The organism is Vreelandella venusta (assembly GCF_007989605.1).
GTDB classification, from domain to species: Bacteria; Pseudomonadota; Gammaproteobacteria; order Pseudomonadales; family Halomonadaceae; genus Vreelandella; species Vreelandella venusta.
On record NZ_BJUL01000008.1, the window covers coordinates 44,910 to 60,459 of the forward strand.

Here is a 15,550-nt window from a genome sequence, read left to right on the forward strand (position 1 = left end):
ATTGTGTGTTTAAGTATGCCGCTTGCCGCTCGAATATGACCTAACCGATAGCGCCGCTCCTGTCCATGGGGGAATCCTCCATGGGCATTGCCGTGTCTCGATGCTAGAAAACATCTCCCCCCCGTAGTTGACTTTGCTATGCCTGTGACAGGTTGATTTTCAACGCTAATTGTCCCCCCAGAAATTGTAATGCGCCACAGACTCACCTTATGGTCATTAATAAGTATTAGGAAAAAATATAAACCAATAGGGAGCCTGGGGATGTGTGGAGGCATGTGTTGAATCATGCACTTACCTTTGCGCAACAGAGCTTTTAACGGGGAATGTGCATGAATGAGACCCTTGCAGGTGCTGGGGGGACGACGGCGGCAGAAGTGCCGTCGAGTTTTGCTCGCTTCGTCAATGTCCAAAAGAGCTATGACGGTGTTGAGCTGGTCGTCAAAGATTTCAATCTTGATATCCGCAAGGGCGAATTCGTCACCCTGCTGGGCCCTTCGGGCTCTGGAAAGACCACCTGTCTGATGATGATGGCAGGCTTCGAAACCCCCACCCATGGTGAGATTCTGCTGAACGACAAGCCAATTAGCGGCTTGCCGCCGCACAAGCGTGGCATTGGCATGGTCTTTCAGAACTATGCGTTATTCCCGCACATGACGGTGGCCGAGAATCTAGCTTTTCCGCTTGAGGTACGTCATCTCAGCAAAGCGGAGATTAAGCAGAAAGTGGCTAAAGCACTGGCCATGGTGCGCCTGGAAGAGTTTGGTGATCGCCGCCCGGCGCAGCTCTCTGGCGGCCAGCAGCAGCGGGTGGCATTGGCCCGCGCGCTGGTCTTTGAGCCTGATCTGGTGCTGATGGACGAACCGCTGGGCGCGCTGGACAAGAATCTTCGCGAAGAGATGCAGTACGAGATCAAGCGCATTCACGCCCGTCTTGGGGTAACCATGATCTACGTCACCCACGACCAGACCGAAGCACTGACTATGTCTGACCGCATTGCGGTCTTCAACGATGGCATTGTGCAGCAGTTAGCCTCTCCGGACGAACTCTACGAACGGCCGGAAAATGCCTTTGTGGCGTATTTCATCGGCGAGAACAACCGCTTGGTGGGTGACGTTATCGAGCACCTCGGTAGTGACTGCAAGGTGCGCCTGGATAGCGGCGATATGGTGATTGCCAAAGCGGTGGCGGTGGGCGACGTAGGCTCGCGTACAACGCTGTCCCTGAGACCCGAGCGGGTCAGCATCCTGCCGGATGATACCGACGGCGCGCAGTTCGACAACCAGTTCAGCGCAACGGTGCAAGAGGTTATCTACCTTGGCGACCATCTACGCACGCGGGTGTCGGTGTGCGGTAATGATGACTTTATTTTGAAAACGCCCAATGCCCAAGGGGGTGGGGTGATGCGCCCCGGCCAACACATTCAGGTTGGCTGGTCGAGTGCCGATTGCCGCGCGTTGGATGCATGAGCCGGACGGCAGTCAAGTACGCCGTTTCTCGGTATCCGATGGTGCCGGCGGCGATGACAACAGCAAACGGAGAGTCTCTATGAAAATCAGCAATCGCGTTGCTAAGACAAGTATCGCTGCCGTGGGGATATCGGCACTTGCCGTGGCGGTTAGTGCCCATGCCCAGCAGACGCTGAATATTGTTTCTTGGGGCGGTGCTTACAGCATGAGCCAGCACGAGGCTTACGATAAGCCGTGGATAGAGAAGACTGGCGACGAGATTGTCAATATCGACCGCAGTGGTAACGCTTTGGCCGGTCTGCGCGCTCAATCTCAGGCTGGCAACGTGACCTGGGATTTAGTCGACATGCTGCCCGCCGATGCCATGATTGCCTGCGACGAAGGGCTTATCGAGCCTCTCGACCACGATGAACTGCTGGCCGACGCCCCGGATGGTACACCGCCAAGCGAGGATTTCGTCGAAGGGGGCTTGGGTGACTGCTTTGTGGCGTCCATCGTCTACTCCAATATTGTCGCCTTCAATAGCGAGATGTTCCCAGAGGACGCTCAGCCCAGCACCATTGAGGATGTCTTCGACCTGGAAAACTACCCCGGCAAGCGAGCTCTGCTGCGCAAGCCGATTAACAATATGGAATGGGCCTTGATCGCCGATGGTGTCGATCGTGATGACGTTTACGCCATGCTTGAGACTGAAGAGGGCGTGCAGCGAGCCTTCGACAAGCTAGATACCATCAAAGATGAGGTTATCTGGTGGGAAGAGGGCGCCCAGCCACCTCAGCTGTTGGCCGATCAGGAAGTCGCCTTTGCCTCCGCCTACAATGGTCGGATCTTTAATGCCATGGTCACTGAAGACCAACCTTTCGAAATTATTTGGGATGCGCAGGTGTTCGAACTGGATGGCTGGGTGGTGCCCACCGGCAAGCTCGACAAGGTGAAGGATTATCTCTACTTCGCTACCGACACCCAGCGACTCGCCGATCAGGCTCAGTACATTTCCTATGGCCCAGCACGCCTTTCTTCTTCTGAGCTAGTCTCCACCCACGCCGAAACTGGCATCGATATGACGCCGCACATGCCAACCCACGAGCCGAACTTTGCAACGGCGCTGCAAAAAGATGATCTGTTTTGGGCGGACTACAACGATGAGCTGACTCAGCGCTTCAACGCCTGGCTAGCCCAGTAAGGCATTGCCGCCGTCCGTTGACAGTCGGGCGGCGGCATGCCGATAGCTGATCGTTGCTGATCACTTCTTTTGCCTGATGGAGAGATCTACGTGTCCGAACCGTCTGCAGCTCCTCTGACAACGGCCGATGGCGTGCCGCTCAAGGTTAGCCTGCGTCGCACCGTGCGACGCTCTAAAATCAAGGCGCTGTTGCTGGTGGCGCCGCTACTGGCATTTCTGTTGATCGCCTTTCTGATGCCCTTGTTCGAAATGCTGTGGCGTAGTGTCGATAATCCTGAAGTGTCTACCCATCTATCACGAACCGTTGCGGCGCTGGAAGACTGGAATGGGCAGTCATTACCCGATGAAGCCGCCTTTGCCGCCTTGGCTGAGGACCTTCGCGTCGGTCAGCAGGAACGCAACCTGGGGCTGTTGTCCAGTCGACTGAACTATGAAAAGTCGGGCATGCGTTCGACCATTAGCCGAACGGCACGCCGCGTTGGTGGGTTGGAGCCGCCGTATCGCGAGTCGCTGATCGAGGTTAACGATACCTGGGGAGAGCTTGATACCTGGAAGCTGATCCAGCGCGAAGCGTCTCCTTATACGATGTCGTATTATCTGGCGGCGGTAGATCGCCAGTTGAGCCCCGACGGCGACATCGTCAAAGTGCCGGAACATATGCAGATCCATGCCACTCTGTTTTGGCGAACGCTATGGATGAGCGCTGTCATCACGGGGCTGACGCTAGCGCTCGGTTTTCCGGTGGCCTTTTTGCTGGCGAATCTGCCGATGCGTCACTCTAACCTGCTGATGATCCTGGTTCTGCTGCCGTTCTGGACCTCGTTGCTGGTACGCACCACTACCTGGATTGCTATCCTGCAGTCACAGGGGGTGCTCAATGATGTGATGGTGGCCCTCGGCGTGATCGCCGATGAGGCGCGGTGGCAGATGATCCACAACAAGATGGGCACGATCATCGCCATGACGCATATCCTGCTGCCTTTTATGATTCTCCCGCTTTACTCGGTGATGAAAACCATTCCACCCAGCTATATGCGCGCCGCGCGCTCGTTGGGAGGCAAGCCATTTCTCAGTTTTCGTCGGGTCTATTTTCCGTTGACGATCCCTGGCATCGCCGCTGGTGGCATCTTGGTATTCATACTATCGATTGGCTACTACATCACACCGGCGTTGGTGGGTGGGCAGTCGGGTCGCTTTATCACTAATTACATCGCCTACCACATGCAGACCTCGCTCAACTGGGGACTGGCGGCTGCGATTGCCTCCATTCTACTGTTCGTAGTGATTGTCTGTTATCTGGTATTCAATCGTCTGATCGGCGTCGACAAGGTCAAGCTGGGGTAAACGATGGCTATTCCTTCCTATGCCACCCGTGGCGAGCGCATTTGGCATTACATCTTTCTGGCTATATGTGGACTGGTGTTCCTGTTTCTGATCGGGCCGCTATTGGTGATAATACCGTTGTCATTCAATGCGCAACCTTACTTCACCTTCAGCAAGGAAATGCTGACGCTCGACCCGGCCGGTTATTCGTTGCGCTGGTATCAGGATTTTTTCACATCGAGCGAGTGGCTCAATGCCATCAAAAACAGCTTTATCATCGGTATTGCCTCCACGCTGCTAGCTACAGTGCTAGGGACGGTAGCGGCGCTAGGGTTATCGAGTCGGCATATGCCTGCGCGTGGCGCGATCATGGCGCTGTTGATCTCGCCGATGATCGTACCGTTGATCATCTCTGCGGCGGCGATGTTCTTCTTCTTTTCCAAGGTCAATCTCGCCCAGACCTACGTTGGCGTCATCCTCGCGCATACGGCGCTCGGCATTCCCTTTGTGGTCATCACCGTGACCGCTACGCTATCGAGCTTCGATACTACGCTGATCCGCGCGGCGCATAGTCTCGGCGCTAACCCGACACGAACCTTCTTTAAGGTGGTACTGCCTCTGGTGACACCGGGAGTGGTATCAGGAGCGCTGTTTGCTTTCATTACGTCCTTCGACGAGGTAGTGGTGGTGCTATTCATTGCAGGGCCCGAGCAACGTACCATGCCGATTCAAATGTGGTCGGGCATTCGCGAGCAGATTAGCCCGACAATCCTTGCGGTTGCGACCCTGCTGGTGCTGCTCTCGATGCTGCTGCTTACCACGCTTGAGCTGCTACGTCGGCGTAGTGAGCGTCTACGGGGACTCTCTCCCGACTGAGTCCAAGCAGAGCTGATGCTGTGTTGGTTCTCATCAGGAACGGTGAGGATCAGCACTTTATATGGCAGATTTTTGGCTAACCTGAGTGCGTCATAGAGGGTTGCGTGGGTGTTACGCGACTCGACGGCATCGGCTTACTATTCTGCTACATATCCATGGCGGGCATGGAAGCGTTGCAGTTCCCTGACGCCAGGAGGCTGGCCGGTGAATATTTCGACATAGGCGGGGATGCGCTGCATGCGCACTTTGAGCGGCTCTTGAGTCTTCATCGAGATATAACCGATCTGGGTTAGGTAGATCGTGCGGCCACGGACGTTAGCTGCCAATGAATCATAACCGTAGCGCTGGAACATGCGTGTAAGGGCTTCGATGCGTGTGGCATCGGCAGCCTCGATTTCACTTACCACCGGCGCCGATTGTAGCGCCCAACTGCGCATGGCGAACTCTAGCGGAGAGTCGAATAAGTCAGGGTTCAACCAGCAGTCAAAGACATTAAGCATCGCCTCGACGATGTTCTCGGCATAAGCTTCCGTCTGATGCACCAGCCCTTGGGTGTTCTTTTCACGCCAGCGCGCGATCAGTGCTTCGAGCAGTGACTCACGGTCTTTAAAGAACCAGTAGAAACTGGTCCGAGAAAGCTTTAGACGCTTGGCCAGAGGCTGAATACGTACGCTATCGATGCCTGATTCTAGTAGCGTCTCAAACGCCGCATCAAGCCAGACGTCTTGGGAGCCTTTGGTGGTGGACGTATGAGAGGAGGGCATTAGGCTAACCTTTAGGAGAGTTGCGATATAGTGTACACATGTGTCTTTTGCCTGTACACATGGTTAGCGCTTATGGCTGGATTCTAGTGACGGTTGATGATCAATGTTCCTATGCGTGCCGCCTAAACAAGCCTGGCCCGCATCAGCGGGCCAGTGAATTGCGTGTCTTGTGTTGAATGACGTCGCTAGCCTTGAGCTAGCTGTAACGTGGGAGCCTCGTGGCCTAGATTCTCAAGCATGCGAGCAGCGTACCAATTGACAAAATCGATAACACCGAACTCATAGGTTTCAGAATAAGGTCCAGGCTGATAAGCCTTTGAGTTGATACCGCGCTGGTTCTCTTCGGCGAGCTGGCGATCCTGGTCGTTGGTGGCATCCCATACTCGGCGAAGCTGTTCTGGGTCGTAGTCGACTCCCTCCACGGCATCCTTGTGGACAAGCCACTTAGTGGTTACCACGGTTTGCTGCGGACCAATTGGCAATACGCGAAATACCACCGCGTGATCGCCCATGAAATGGTTCCATGAGTTGGGCAGATGAAGGATGCGTAGTGAGCCCATATCGGGGCTTGATAAACGTCCCATCAGTTTCTTGCTGCCGGGCTTACCATCCATTGTCATGGAGACAATGCCATCCAGTAGCGGCGTACGCGTCAGGCGGTTGCGTTTACCAAACCGTTTCAACTGGTAAGGCACCTGCTCTGCGTCCCAGTCTGCTTGTTTACGTGCTACCAGCGCTTTGTAGGCGGGGGTTGCGCGGGGGTCGTCGGTATCATCAAACTCTTGCAATGAATTAAGCAGTTCAGGGTGCGCGCCGTTACAGTGGTAGCACTCGCGATTATTTTCGATCACAAGCTTCCAGTTGGCTTGCTCAACGATACTGGATTCGGTGGCAACCTTGACGTTATCCATTTGGTATGGCTCAAGATAATGCTCAAGCGTTGTCAGAAAATCGTCAATGGCAGGTGGCTCTTCGCTCAGGTTGATAAAGATGAAGCCGCCAGCGGTTTGGACGTTGACTGGCTTGAGGCCAAACTGGTTGAGGTCGAAGTCAGTGCCCATATCGCTACCGGCAAACAGCAAGCGGCCATCAAGCTCGTATGTCCACTGGTGATACGGGCAGACAAGTTTCGCCACTTTGCCCTTATCTTTTACGCACAGACGCGAACCACGGTGGCGGCACACATTGTGAAACGCATGAATAACGCCTTCACTACCGCGCACAATAACGATGGGGTTGTCACCAATATCCAAGGTGATGAAGTTACCCTTGGTGGGGATCTCGCAGGTCATACCTGCGAACAACCACTCTTTTTCAAAAATCTCTTGCATATCAAGAGCAAACAGACGGGCATCGTTATAAAACGGCTGCGGAAGTGAAAAGGTACGTGCCCTTTCTTGCAGCATCTGGGCCGTTGATTCACGAGCCGCAGCGAGTGGGTCGTCCATCCAATTAGAAACGCTTTTTTCCATACCAGTATCCTCGTAAACCTCCGCTTTCCCCTCAAGGGCTGCGTGGCGGCCGTTGGTCAAGATTGCTTATCTTGTTGTTCTGTTGCGTAACCTGGCGTTGTAGTCGAGTGGAGCCTGATGACATTGTCTGATTGTGTTTCAGGCTAACGCCTACCAATTATCTGCCCGCGACATCAGGTGGCGTAACGGCGACTAAAGAAGAGGTTTCTAAGCAATTAAGAGTGGCACGAGGTAAGTGCGCGTCGTTGTCAGGTAAGTCGGCTAAGAGGAGCGTCCCCAAAATGCATACCAACGGTGCTGGGCTATAGCCAATATAGTTCGGTAATGCATAGCGATGAAGGCTGGTCAGGCAGAGGCGATAATGACAACTAATTTCTTTAACCCGGTCACGACCCAAACCTGGACTAACGGCCGCCACCAAGTACGTTGCGTTAAGGTGATCCAAGAAACCCAGGATGTACGCACGTTCTGTTTTATGGCGGAGCAACCGGTACTGTTCTTCTTCAAGCCTGGCCAGTTTGTGACCCTAGAGCTTGAGATCGATAATCAGCCGATCATGCGATCCTATACAATCTCTAGTTCACCCTCTATTCCTTACAGTTTTTCGATTACTGTTAAGCAGGTGCCGGGGGGCGTTGTGTCCAATTGGCTGCATGCCAATTTAAAGGTGGGCGATGAGCTGGTGGTACATGGGCCGGTCGGGAACTTTAACTCGATCGATTTTCCTGCCGAGAAAGTGCTGTTTCTTTCTGGCGGCGTTGGTATTACCCCTTTAATGTCTATGACACGCTGGCTTTTCGATACTAATGCCGCTGTTGATGTTGAATTTATACATAGCGCTCGAGCACCCCGCGATGTCATTTATCATCGTGAATTGGTGCATATGTTTTCGCGTATCCCCGAATTCAAACTGCATATTATCTGTGAGAGCAAGGAAGATATTGGTGAGGCATGGGCTGGCTACCGTGGTTATCTCACCGAGCCGCTGTTTGAGTTAATGGTGCCGGACTTTATGGAGAGAGAAATCTTTTGTTGCGGCCCTACTCCCTATATGAACGCCATTAAACGTATTTTGCGGCACCATAACTTTGATATGAGCCATTATCACGAAGAGTCGTTTGGTGCCACGCCTGTCGACGTTCGTGATGATGTACGTGAGCTGGCCGAGCAAGCAGAAGTCGAAGCTGAAAATATTGATAGCAAGGACTTGCACAGTATCGAGTTCGCCTCAACCGGCAAAAGTGTGCGCATTCAGCCTGGCGAAACGGTGCATGCAGCAGCGGCGAAGTTGGGTCTGCATATCCCCAAAGCATGCGGTATGGGCATATGCGGAACTTGCCGCGTAGAGCTCAAGTCGGGGGAGGTGGATATGGAGCATAACGGGGGCATTACGGATGAGGATGTCGCAGATGGCTACATTCTATCTTGCTGCAGTCGCCCTAAAGGGGATCTCATCGTCGATTTTTAACCCCTCTGTTTAATACTTTCAGTAAAGCGCCCCTTAAGGTTTTCTGCCGTTTGGGGCGCTTTTTTATGGGTAATCAATGATCGTCTATCTGCGCAGCTAGGCTAATTGATGTCGATGTCGCAAATGCATCGAGTGGTGACGTCAACAAGTATCTTGGGCCAGGAAACCAACGATAGTATCGCGGTAAGAAAGCGTTGGCAGGAATTTTGGTTGATAACAACTCTGGTTGATAGCAACTCTGGTTGATAAAAGCCTTGGTTTGCCAGCGTTAAAGAGAGCGTCCAGCACTTAATAAAAAAGTCACTCATCAGGAGGCGACAATGCTTCAAAGTAATTTTTCCCCCAAAGCACGTTTGGCCAGTTACGACAGTTTGCTTGCAGAAGCAATTGCTGAAGAAACGGTACGCCAAGAAGCGCATATTGAGCTAATCGCCTCCGAAAATTACACCAGCCAGCTTGTCATGGAAGCGCAGGGCACCCAACTGACTAACAAGTATGCGGAAGGCTATCCAGGTCGTCGCTACTACGGCGGTTGTGAGTTCGTCGACAAGGTTGAGGCCTTAGCCATTGAACGTGCTTGTAACTTATTTAGTGCCAATTATGCCAATGTGCAGCCGCATTCCGGTGCTCAGGCCAATGCCGCAGTGTTTATGGCGCTGGTCAAACCTGGCGATACGATTCTAGGTATGAGCCTTGCCCACGGCGGCCACTTAACCCACGGTGCCGCCCCTAACTTCTCGGGCAAGCACTACAACGCCGTTCAGTACGGTCTCAAGCCGGAAACGGGTGAGATCGATTACGAAGAAGTTGAGCGTTTGGCTCGCGAGCATCAGCCAAAAATGATCATTGCCGGTTTCTCTGCCTACTCTCGCGTGGTGGATTGGCGCCGTTTCCGCACGATCGCTGATGAAGTGGGTGCTTACTTAATGGTCGACATGGCTCACGTTGCAGGCTTGGTGGCAGCTAACCTTTATCCGAGCCCGTTGCCTCATGCCCACGTCGTCACCACGACTACCCACAAAACATTGCGTGGCCCCCGCGGCGGCCTGATTCTGTCTGCGGATGGCGACGAGGCGCTTTATAAAAAGCTTAATGGTGCAGTCTTCCCAGGCCAGCAAGGTGGCCCATTAATGCATGTTATCGCGGCGAAGGCGGTGGCGTTCAAGGAGGCCATGAGCCAGGAGTTTGTGCGTTACCAGCAGCAGGTGATCGATAACGCCCAAGCCATGGCCAGCGTCTTCATGGAGCGCGGCTATGATGTCGTGTCGGGTGGTACCGAAGATCATCTTTTCTTGGTCTCGCTTATCCAGCAGGGCGTCACGGGTAAGGATGCGGATGCTGCACTGGGCCGCGCGCACATTACTGTTAACAAGAACACGGTGCCCAACGACCCCCAGAGCCCCTTTGTGACATCGGGCCTACGTATTGGTACTCCAGCGGTCACCACGCGTGGCTTCAATGCCCAAGAGTGTGGCGAATTAGCTGGCTGGATTTGTGACATCCTCGATGTATTAGCTGCTGGACGTGACACCGCTGCCATTGAGGCCGAGGTGCTGGCTAAAGTGAGTGACGTGTGTGCCCGGCACCCTGTCTATGCTGAAGCTGTCGCTGAAGCCGTCGAATCTATTGCTTGAATCGGCTTGCCGGCAAGGCCCGGCGCGGCTGAACTAAGGAGACCACTATGCAACGCTATTCCGGCTTCGGCCTGGTCAAGCACGCGCTGAGCCACCATGAAAACTGGGAGCGCCAATGGCGCAATCCCACGCCTAAAAAGCAGTACGATGTGATCATCGTCGGTGGTGGTGGCCACGGTTTGGCCACGGCTTACTACTTGGCCAAAGAGTTCGGTGTCAAGAATGTCGCGGTGATCGAGAAGGGCTGGTTGGGCGGTGGTAATACCGCCCGTAATACGACCATCGTGCGTTCGAACTACTTATGGGACGAGTCGGCTGCCCTTTACGAACATGCTATGAAGCTGTGGGAAGGGCTTTCCCAAGATCTTAACTACAACGTCATGTTCTCTCAGCGTGGGGTGCTCAATCTGGGGCATACCCTGCAGGATATGCGCGATATTCAGCGTCGGGTCAACGCGAACCGCCTAAACGGCATTGATGGCGAAGTGCTGGACACCAAGGGTGTGCAGGCGCTGGTGCCGATCATGGACTGCTCTAAGAACGCTCGCTACCCGGTGATGGGCGCTTCCTGGCAGCCGCGCGCTGGGGTAGCGCGGCACGATGCTGTGGCCTGGGGCTATGCGCGCGGTGCTGATGCTCACGGGGTGGATATCCTCCAGCAGACCGAAGTTACCGGCTTCAAGATCCGAGACGGTAGGATCTACGGTGTGCACACCAACCGTGGCGATATCGAGGCCAAGACAGTGGGCTGTGTCACCGCTGGTAATTCTGGCGTGTTGGCTAACATGGGCGGCTTTAAGTTGCCCCTAGAGTCCCATCCGCTACAGGCCCTGGTCTCCGAGCCGATCAAACCGATTCTCGATACCGTGGTGATGTCTAATCACGTGCATGGCTATATCAGCCAGTCTGATAAAGGTGACCTCGTCATTGGCGCCGGCATTGATGGCTATAACGGCTATGGCCAGCGCGGTAGCTATCCCACTGTAGAGCATACCCTTCAGGCGATCGTCGAGATGTTCCCGATCTTCTCCCGGGTGCGTATGAATCGTCAGTGGGGCGGTATTGTCGACACCTGTCCGGATGCCTGTCCGATTATCTCTAAAACACCGGTGAAGGGGTTGTTCTTCAACTGTGGTTGGGGCACAGGTGGCTTCAAAGCTACTCCTGGATCGGGCCACGTGTTTGCCGCTAGCTTGGCTAAGTGTGAGATGCACCCCATTGCTGAGCCGTTCTCCATGTTCCGCTTCCATAGCGGTGCGCTGATTGATGAGCACGGCGCCGCCGGCGTGGCCCACTAGGGTTCATACGAGAGGAGTATCCGACATGTTTTATATCTATTGCCCCTACTGCGGCGAGCACCGTGAGGAAGAGGAGTTCCACCCCAAGGGCCAAGCGCATATTGAGCGACCCAAAGAGCCCGAGGCGTGTAGCGATGAAGAGTGGGGTGACTACCTTTTCTTCCGCAATAACCCCAGAGGGGTGCATCACGAAATGTGGGTGCATGCGGTAGGTTGCCGCAAGTTCTTCAACGTGACCCGCCACACGGTGAGCTACGAGATTCTCGAAACCTACAAAATGGGCGAGCAGCCGACGATAACTGCCGACAGCCAAAAGCAGCCACGCGAAGCGGCAGCGGTAAGCCATCCAGAAGGAGTGCGGGCATGAGCCAGTCTAAGCAACAAGTGTTCCGCCTAACGACTGGCGGCCGAATCGATCGCTCTCGTACGTTGAGCTTTACCTTTAACGGTCAGCGTTATCAAGGGCACCCTGGAGATACTCTGGCTTCGGCGCTGCTGGCTAACGGCGTGGATATCGTTAACCGCAGCTTTAAGTACTCGCGCCCCAGAGGCATCGTCGCCGCAGGCGCGGAAGAGCCCAATGCCATTGTGCAATTAGGCAGTACCGAAGCAGCACAGGTGCCCAATGTTCGTGCTACCCAGCAAGCGCTGTTTGATGGATTAGCCGCCTGTAGCACCAACGGTTGGCCTAATGTACAGCGCGACTTGATGGGCTTGGTAGGCAAGTTAGGTGGGCAATTTATGCCGCCGGGCTTCTACTACAAGACGTTTATGGCACCGGCATCGATGTGGCTGACCTACGAAAAGTACATTCGTAAGGCGGCAGGTTTGGGCCGCAGCCCGATGGAAGCCGATCCAGACAGCTATGACCACCTTCATCAACACTGCGATGTGCTGGTCGTTGGCGCTGGCGCTGCCGGTTTGTCTGCAGCATTGGCTGCTGCCCGTGGCGGTGCGCGGGTGATCGTTGCTGATGAGCAAGAAGAAATGGGCGGTTCACTGTTGGGTAGCCGCGAAACGCTGGATGGCAAGCCAGCAGACCAGTGGGTTGCTCGAGTGCTTGAAGAGCTAGCTGAATGTGACAACGTCACGTTGCTATCGCGCACCACGGCTAACGGTTATCACGACCACAATTTTGTGACGCTGCACGAACGGCGTACTGAGCATCTGGGCGAAACAGCGCCTGTCGTCAATGGCCACCGCCTGGTACGTTCCCGTATGCATCGAGTTCGTGCTGGCCAGGTGATCCTAGCCACAGGCGCTCACGAACGGCCATTGGTGTATGCGGGAAATGATGTTCCAGGCAACCTCCTGGCAAGTGCTGTTTCTACCTACATTCGACGCTATGGTGTCGTACCGGGCCGCCAACTGGTGCTTTCCACCAGTAACGATAATGGCTATCGCGCCGCCTTAGACTGGAAGGAAGCAGGCTGCGAGGTGGTGGCGGTTGTTGATGCCCGCGAAGCACCTGCAGGGGACTGGGTCGATGCCGCCCGTGCCCAAGGTATCAAAATCATCACCGGCAGTGCCGTTATCGAAGCGAAAGGCGGCAATCGAGTCACTGCCGCACGGGTGGCCAAGATCGATATTGGTGCTTACCGAGTGAGCGGTCCGGTTCAGGAATTGGCCTGCGACACTATTGCTAGTTCGGGAGGCTATAGTCCGGTCATTCACTTGGCTTCCCATACCGGCTCGCGGCCTACTTGGCGTGACGATATTCTTGGTTTTGTGCCAGGGCTCGTGAAGGGCGTTCATGCCTGCGGCGGCGCTAATGGCACTTATGCGTTGGGAGACGTACTTGCTGAGGGTATTGAAGCGGGTATTAAAGCAGCCGCTGCCACCGGCCACGCAGCTCAGCCGGTTAATCTGCCTAGCGTTGAACGCCTTCAGCAGGGACCAGCAGTGGCACTTTTTCAGGTTCCCCATGAGAAATCCACGCTGCGCGGACCGAAGCAATTCGTTGATTTGCAGAACGACGTCACCGCAGCGGGCATCGAACTGGCGACCCGGGAAGGCTTTGAGTCTATCGAGCATATTAAGCGCTATACCGCGATGGGATTTGGCACCGACCAAGGCAAGCTGGGTAACATTAATGGTATGGCCATTGCCGCTCGTTGCCTGAATCGCTCCATCCCTGAGGTGGGCACCACGGTATTTCGGCCTAATTATACGCCGGTGACTTTTGGCGCTATCGTGGGTCGCCACTGCCGTGATCTGTTCGATCCCGAGCGTTATACCGCCCTTCATCAGTGGCACGTTGAGCGCGGCGCCGAGTTTGAGGATGTCGGTCAGTGGAAGCGTCCTTGGTACTACCCACAGAAAGTGAATGGCAAGACCGAGACTATGCACGAAGCGGTCGCTCGGGAATGCTCAGCGGTGCGCGAGAAAGTGGGGATTCTCGATGCTTCGACGCTTGGTAAAATCGACATTCAAGGGCCGGATGCGCGTGAATTCCTGGCGCGTATTTATACCAACAAGTGGGAGAAGTTAGCGGTTGGTAAGTGCCGCTACGGCCTGATGTGTAAAGATGATGGCATGGTCACCGATGACGGCGTGACCAGTTGTCTGGCTGAAAATCACTTTTTGATGACCACCACCACCGGTGGTGCAGCAGCGATATTGGAATGGTTGGAGTTATGGCATCAGACCGAGTGGCCAGAACTGGATGTCTACTTCTCTTCAGTAACGGACCACTGGGCGACCATGACGGTTACCGGTCCCGAAGCCCGCAAGCTGCTGGCTGAGATGACGGATATCGATCTCGACCGTGATAGCTTCAAGTTTATGGAGTGGCGTGCTGGCAAAGTGGCTGGGGTGCCTGCACGTGTCTATCGCATCTCCTTTACCGGTGAGTTGACCTTTGAGATTAACGTTCAAGCCAACTACGCCATGCACGTGTGGCAGACCCTGTTCAAGCATGGTGAGAAGTATGGCTTGACGCCCTATGGCACAGAGACCATGCACGTCCTGCGTGCTGAAAAAGGCTTTATTATCGTTGGCCAGGAAACTGACGGCTCCGTGACGCCGGAAGACCTGGGCATGCAGTGGTGTGTAGGTTACGACAAGCCTTTCTCATGGATTGGTAAGCGAGCCCTGACGCGAGAAGATACCAAGCGCGAAAACCGCAAACAGCTAGTAGGGCTAAAACCAAAGGATCCAACGGTAGTGCTAGAGGAGGGGGCGCAGATTGTGTTTGATCCCAAGCATGCGATCCCGATGCCTATGGCAGGGCATGTGACCTCCAGCTACTACAGCCCAACTCTGGAATCTGGATTTGCCTTAGCGGTAGTTAAGGGCGGTCTCAAGAAAATGGGCGAAACCGTCTATTTGCCTATGGCAGACGGCCAAGTTCACGAAGCCGAAATCGTCAGCACCGTTTTTTATGACCCCAAGGGAGAGCGCCAAAATGTCTAATGCGGCCACTTTCGATACCCGTACTGATACCGCTATCCCGGTAGAGTCCCCGTTAGCCTTTAGCTACCGCCATAGTGGCGCTCCTCGTGCTGGTAGTTCAAGTCGAGTTCAGCTACGCGAGCGGGCAATGCTAGGGCATCTAATCTTACGAGGCGGTGCTATCGTTCTCGATGAAGCGGTGCGCGACGTGCTGGGGATTAGCTTGCCTGGTAAGCCCCAGGCGCTGGTGCAGGATGCTAGCGGCGAACGCTCTATTCAGTGGCTTTCCCCTGACGAGTGGCTGGTGATTGTGCCTGGCGGTGAGGAGTTCCCTCTAGAGATGCAACTGCGGGAGCGTTTAGGGGATTCCCATTACGCCATCAGCGATGTCAGTGGTGGGCAAACGGTGTTAGAGATTACCGGAGAAGCGGCCCGCGAGCTGTTGATGAAAGCGGTGGTCTACGATGTTCATCCCCGCCACTTTCCAGTGGGCAAAGGCGTTACTACCGTTTTCGCCAAGGCCACGACCATCCTTCGTCGGCCCAGTGAGGAGCGTTGGGAGTTAGTCGTGCGGCGCAGTTTTGCCGACTACTGCTACCGCTGGCTACTGGATGCAGCAGCAGAGTATGGCGTGAACGTAAAACAATAATCAGGCTGGCCGAAGCGTTGCTTC

Annotated in this window: 12 protein-coding genes; 10 read left to right on the forward strand and 2 right to left on the reverse strand. The window is 54.7% G+C overall.

Features of this window, described 5'->3' with window-relative positions:
• The first annotated feature begins 329 nt into the window (after positions 1 to 329).
• From HVE01_RS10715 to HVE01_RS10730, 4 genes are all read left to right on the forward strand, one after another.
• Positions 330 to 1,466, forward strand: coding sequence for an ABC transporter ATP-binding protein (locus tag HVE01_RS10715; RefSeq protein WP_125745268.1), 1,137 nt, complete (start codon positions 330 to 332; stop codon positions 1,464 to 1,466).
• 79 nt (positions 1,467 to 1,545) lie between these two features.
• Complete coding sequence (locus HVE01_RS10720) at positions 1,546 to 2,649, forward strand: extracellular solute-binding protein (RefSeq protein WP_125745270.1); 1,104 nt, start codon at positions 1,546 to 1,548, stop codon at positions 2,647 to 2,649.
• A gap of 90 nt (positions 2,650 to 2,739) precedes the next feature.
• Entirely contained in the window at positions 2,740 to 3,993 is a 1,254-nt protein-coding gene (locus tag HVE01_RS10725) for an ABC transporter permease (RefSeq protein ID WP_125745272.1), read from the forward strand.
• Positions 3,994 to 3,996: 3 nt separating this feature from the next.
• Positions 3,997 to 4,848 carry an ABC transporter permease gene (locus HVE01_RS10730; protein ID WP_125745275.1) on the forward strand — a complete coding sequence of 284 codons (852 nt, stop codon included), beginning with the start codon at positions 3,997 to 3,999 and terminating at the stop codon, positions 4,846 to 4,848.
• A 137-nt stretch (positions 4,849 to 4,985) separates the two neighbouring features.
• Here the strand turns inward: HVE01_RS10730 and HVE01_RS10735 are convergent, their stop codons facing one another.
• Together HVE01_RS10735 and HVE01_RS10740 are read right to left on the reverse strand one after the other, a co-directional pair.
• Positions 4,986 to 5,612 carry a TetR/AcrR family transcriptional regulator gene (locus tag HVE01_RS10735; RefSeq protein WP_125745277.1) on the reverse strand — a complete coding sequence of 209 codons (627 nt, stop codon included), beginning with the start codon at positions 5,610 to 5,612 and terminating at the stop codon, positions 4,986 to 4,988.
• A 185-nt stretch (positions 5,613 to 5,797) separates the two neighbouring features.
• A complete protein-coding gene (locus HVE01_RS10740) occupies positions 5,798 to 7,084 on the reverse strand; it encodes an aromatic ring-hydroxylating oxygenase subunit alpha (RefSeq protein ID WP_146944061.1) in 1,287 nt (428 codons plus the stop codon).
• A gap of 361 nt (positions 7,085 to 7,445) precedes the next feature.
• Here HVE01_RS10740 and HVE01_RS10745 point away from each other — a divergent pair, with 361 nt between their 5' ends.
• From HVE01_RS10745 to HVE01_RS10770, 6 genes are all read left to right on the forward strand, one after another.
• Positions 7,446 to 8,552: an FAD-binding oxidoreductase gene (locus HVE01_RS10745; protein WP_146944063.1), complete on the forward strand. Its 1,107-nt coding sequence runs from the start codon at positions 7,446 to 7,448 to the stop codon at positions 8,550 to 8,552.
• Between the two features lie 320 nt (positions 8,553 to 8,872).
• A complete protein-coding gene (gene glyA / locus HVE01_RS10750) occupies positions 8,873 to 10,186 on the forward strand; it encodes a serine hydroxymethyltransferase (protein ID WP_125745283.1) in 1,314 nt (437 codons plus the stop codon).
• Positions 10,187 to 10,233: 47 nt separating this feature from the next.
• Positions 10,234 to 11,484, forward strand: coding sequence for a sarcosine oxidase subunit beta family protein (locus HVE01_RS10755; RefSeq protein ID WP_146944065.1), 1,251 nt, complete (start codon positions 10,234 to 10,236; stop codon positions 11,482 to 11,484).
• A 25-nt stretch (positions 11,485 to 11,509) separates the two neighbouring features.
• On the forward strand, positions 11,510 to 11,851 hold the full coding sequence (locus HVE01_RS10760; protein WP_125745287.1) for a sarcosine oxidase subunit delta: 342 nt from the start codon (positions 11,510 to 11,512) through the stop codon (positions 11,849 to 11,851).
• A complete protein-coding gene (locus HVE01_RS10765; RefSeq protein WP_146944067.1) occupies positions 11,848 to 14,898 on the forward strand; it encodes a sarcosine oxidase subunit alpha family protein in 3,051 nt (1,016 codons plus the stop codon). Before HVE01_RS10760 ends, HVE01_RS10765 begins: the two co-directional genes overlap by 4 nt.
• Positions 14,891 to 15,526 (forward strand): sarcosine oxidase subunit gamma, encoded by a 636-nt coding sequence (locus HVE01_RS10770; protein ID WP_125745291.1) that lies wholly within the window; start codon positions 14,891 to 14,893, stop codon positions 15,524 to 15,526. Before HVE01_RS10765 ends, HVE01_RS10770 begins: the two co-directional genes overlap by 8 nt.
• Positions 15,527 to 15,550: the final 24 nt, after the last annotated feature.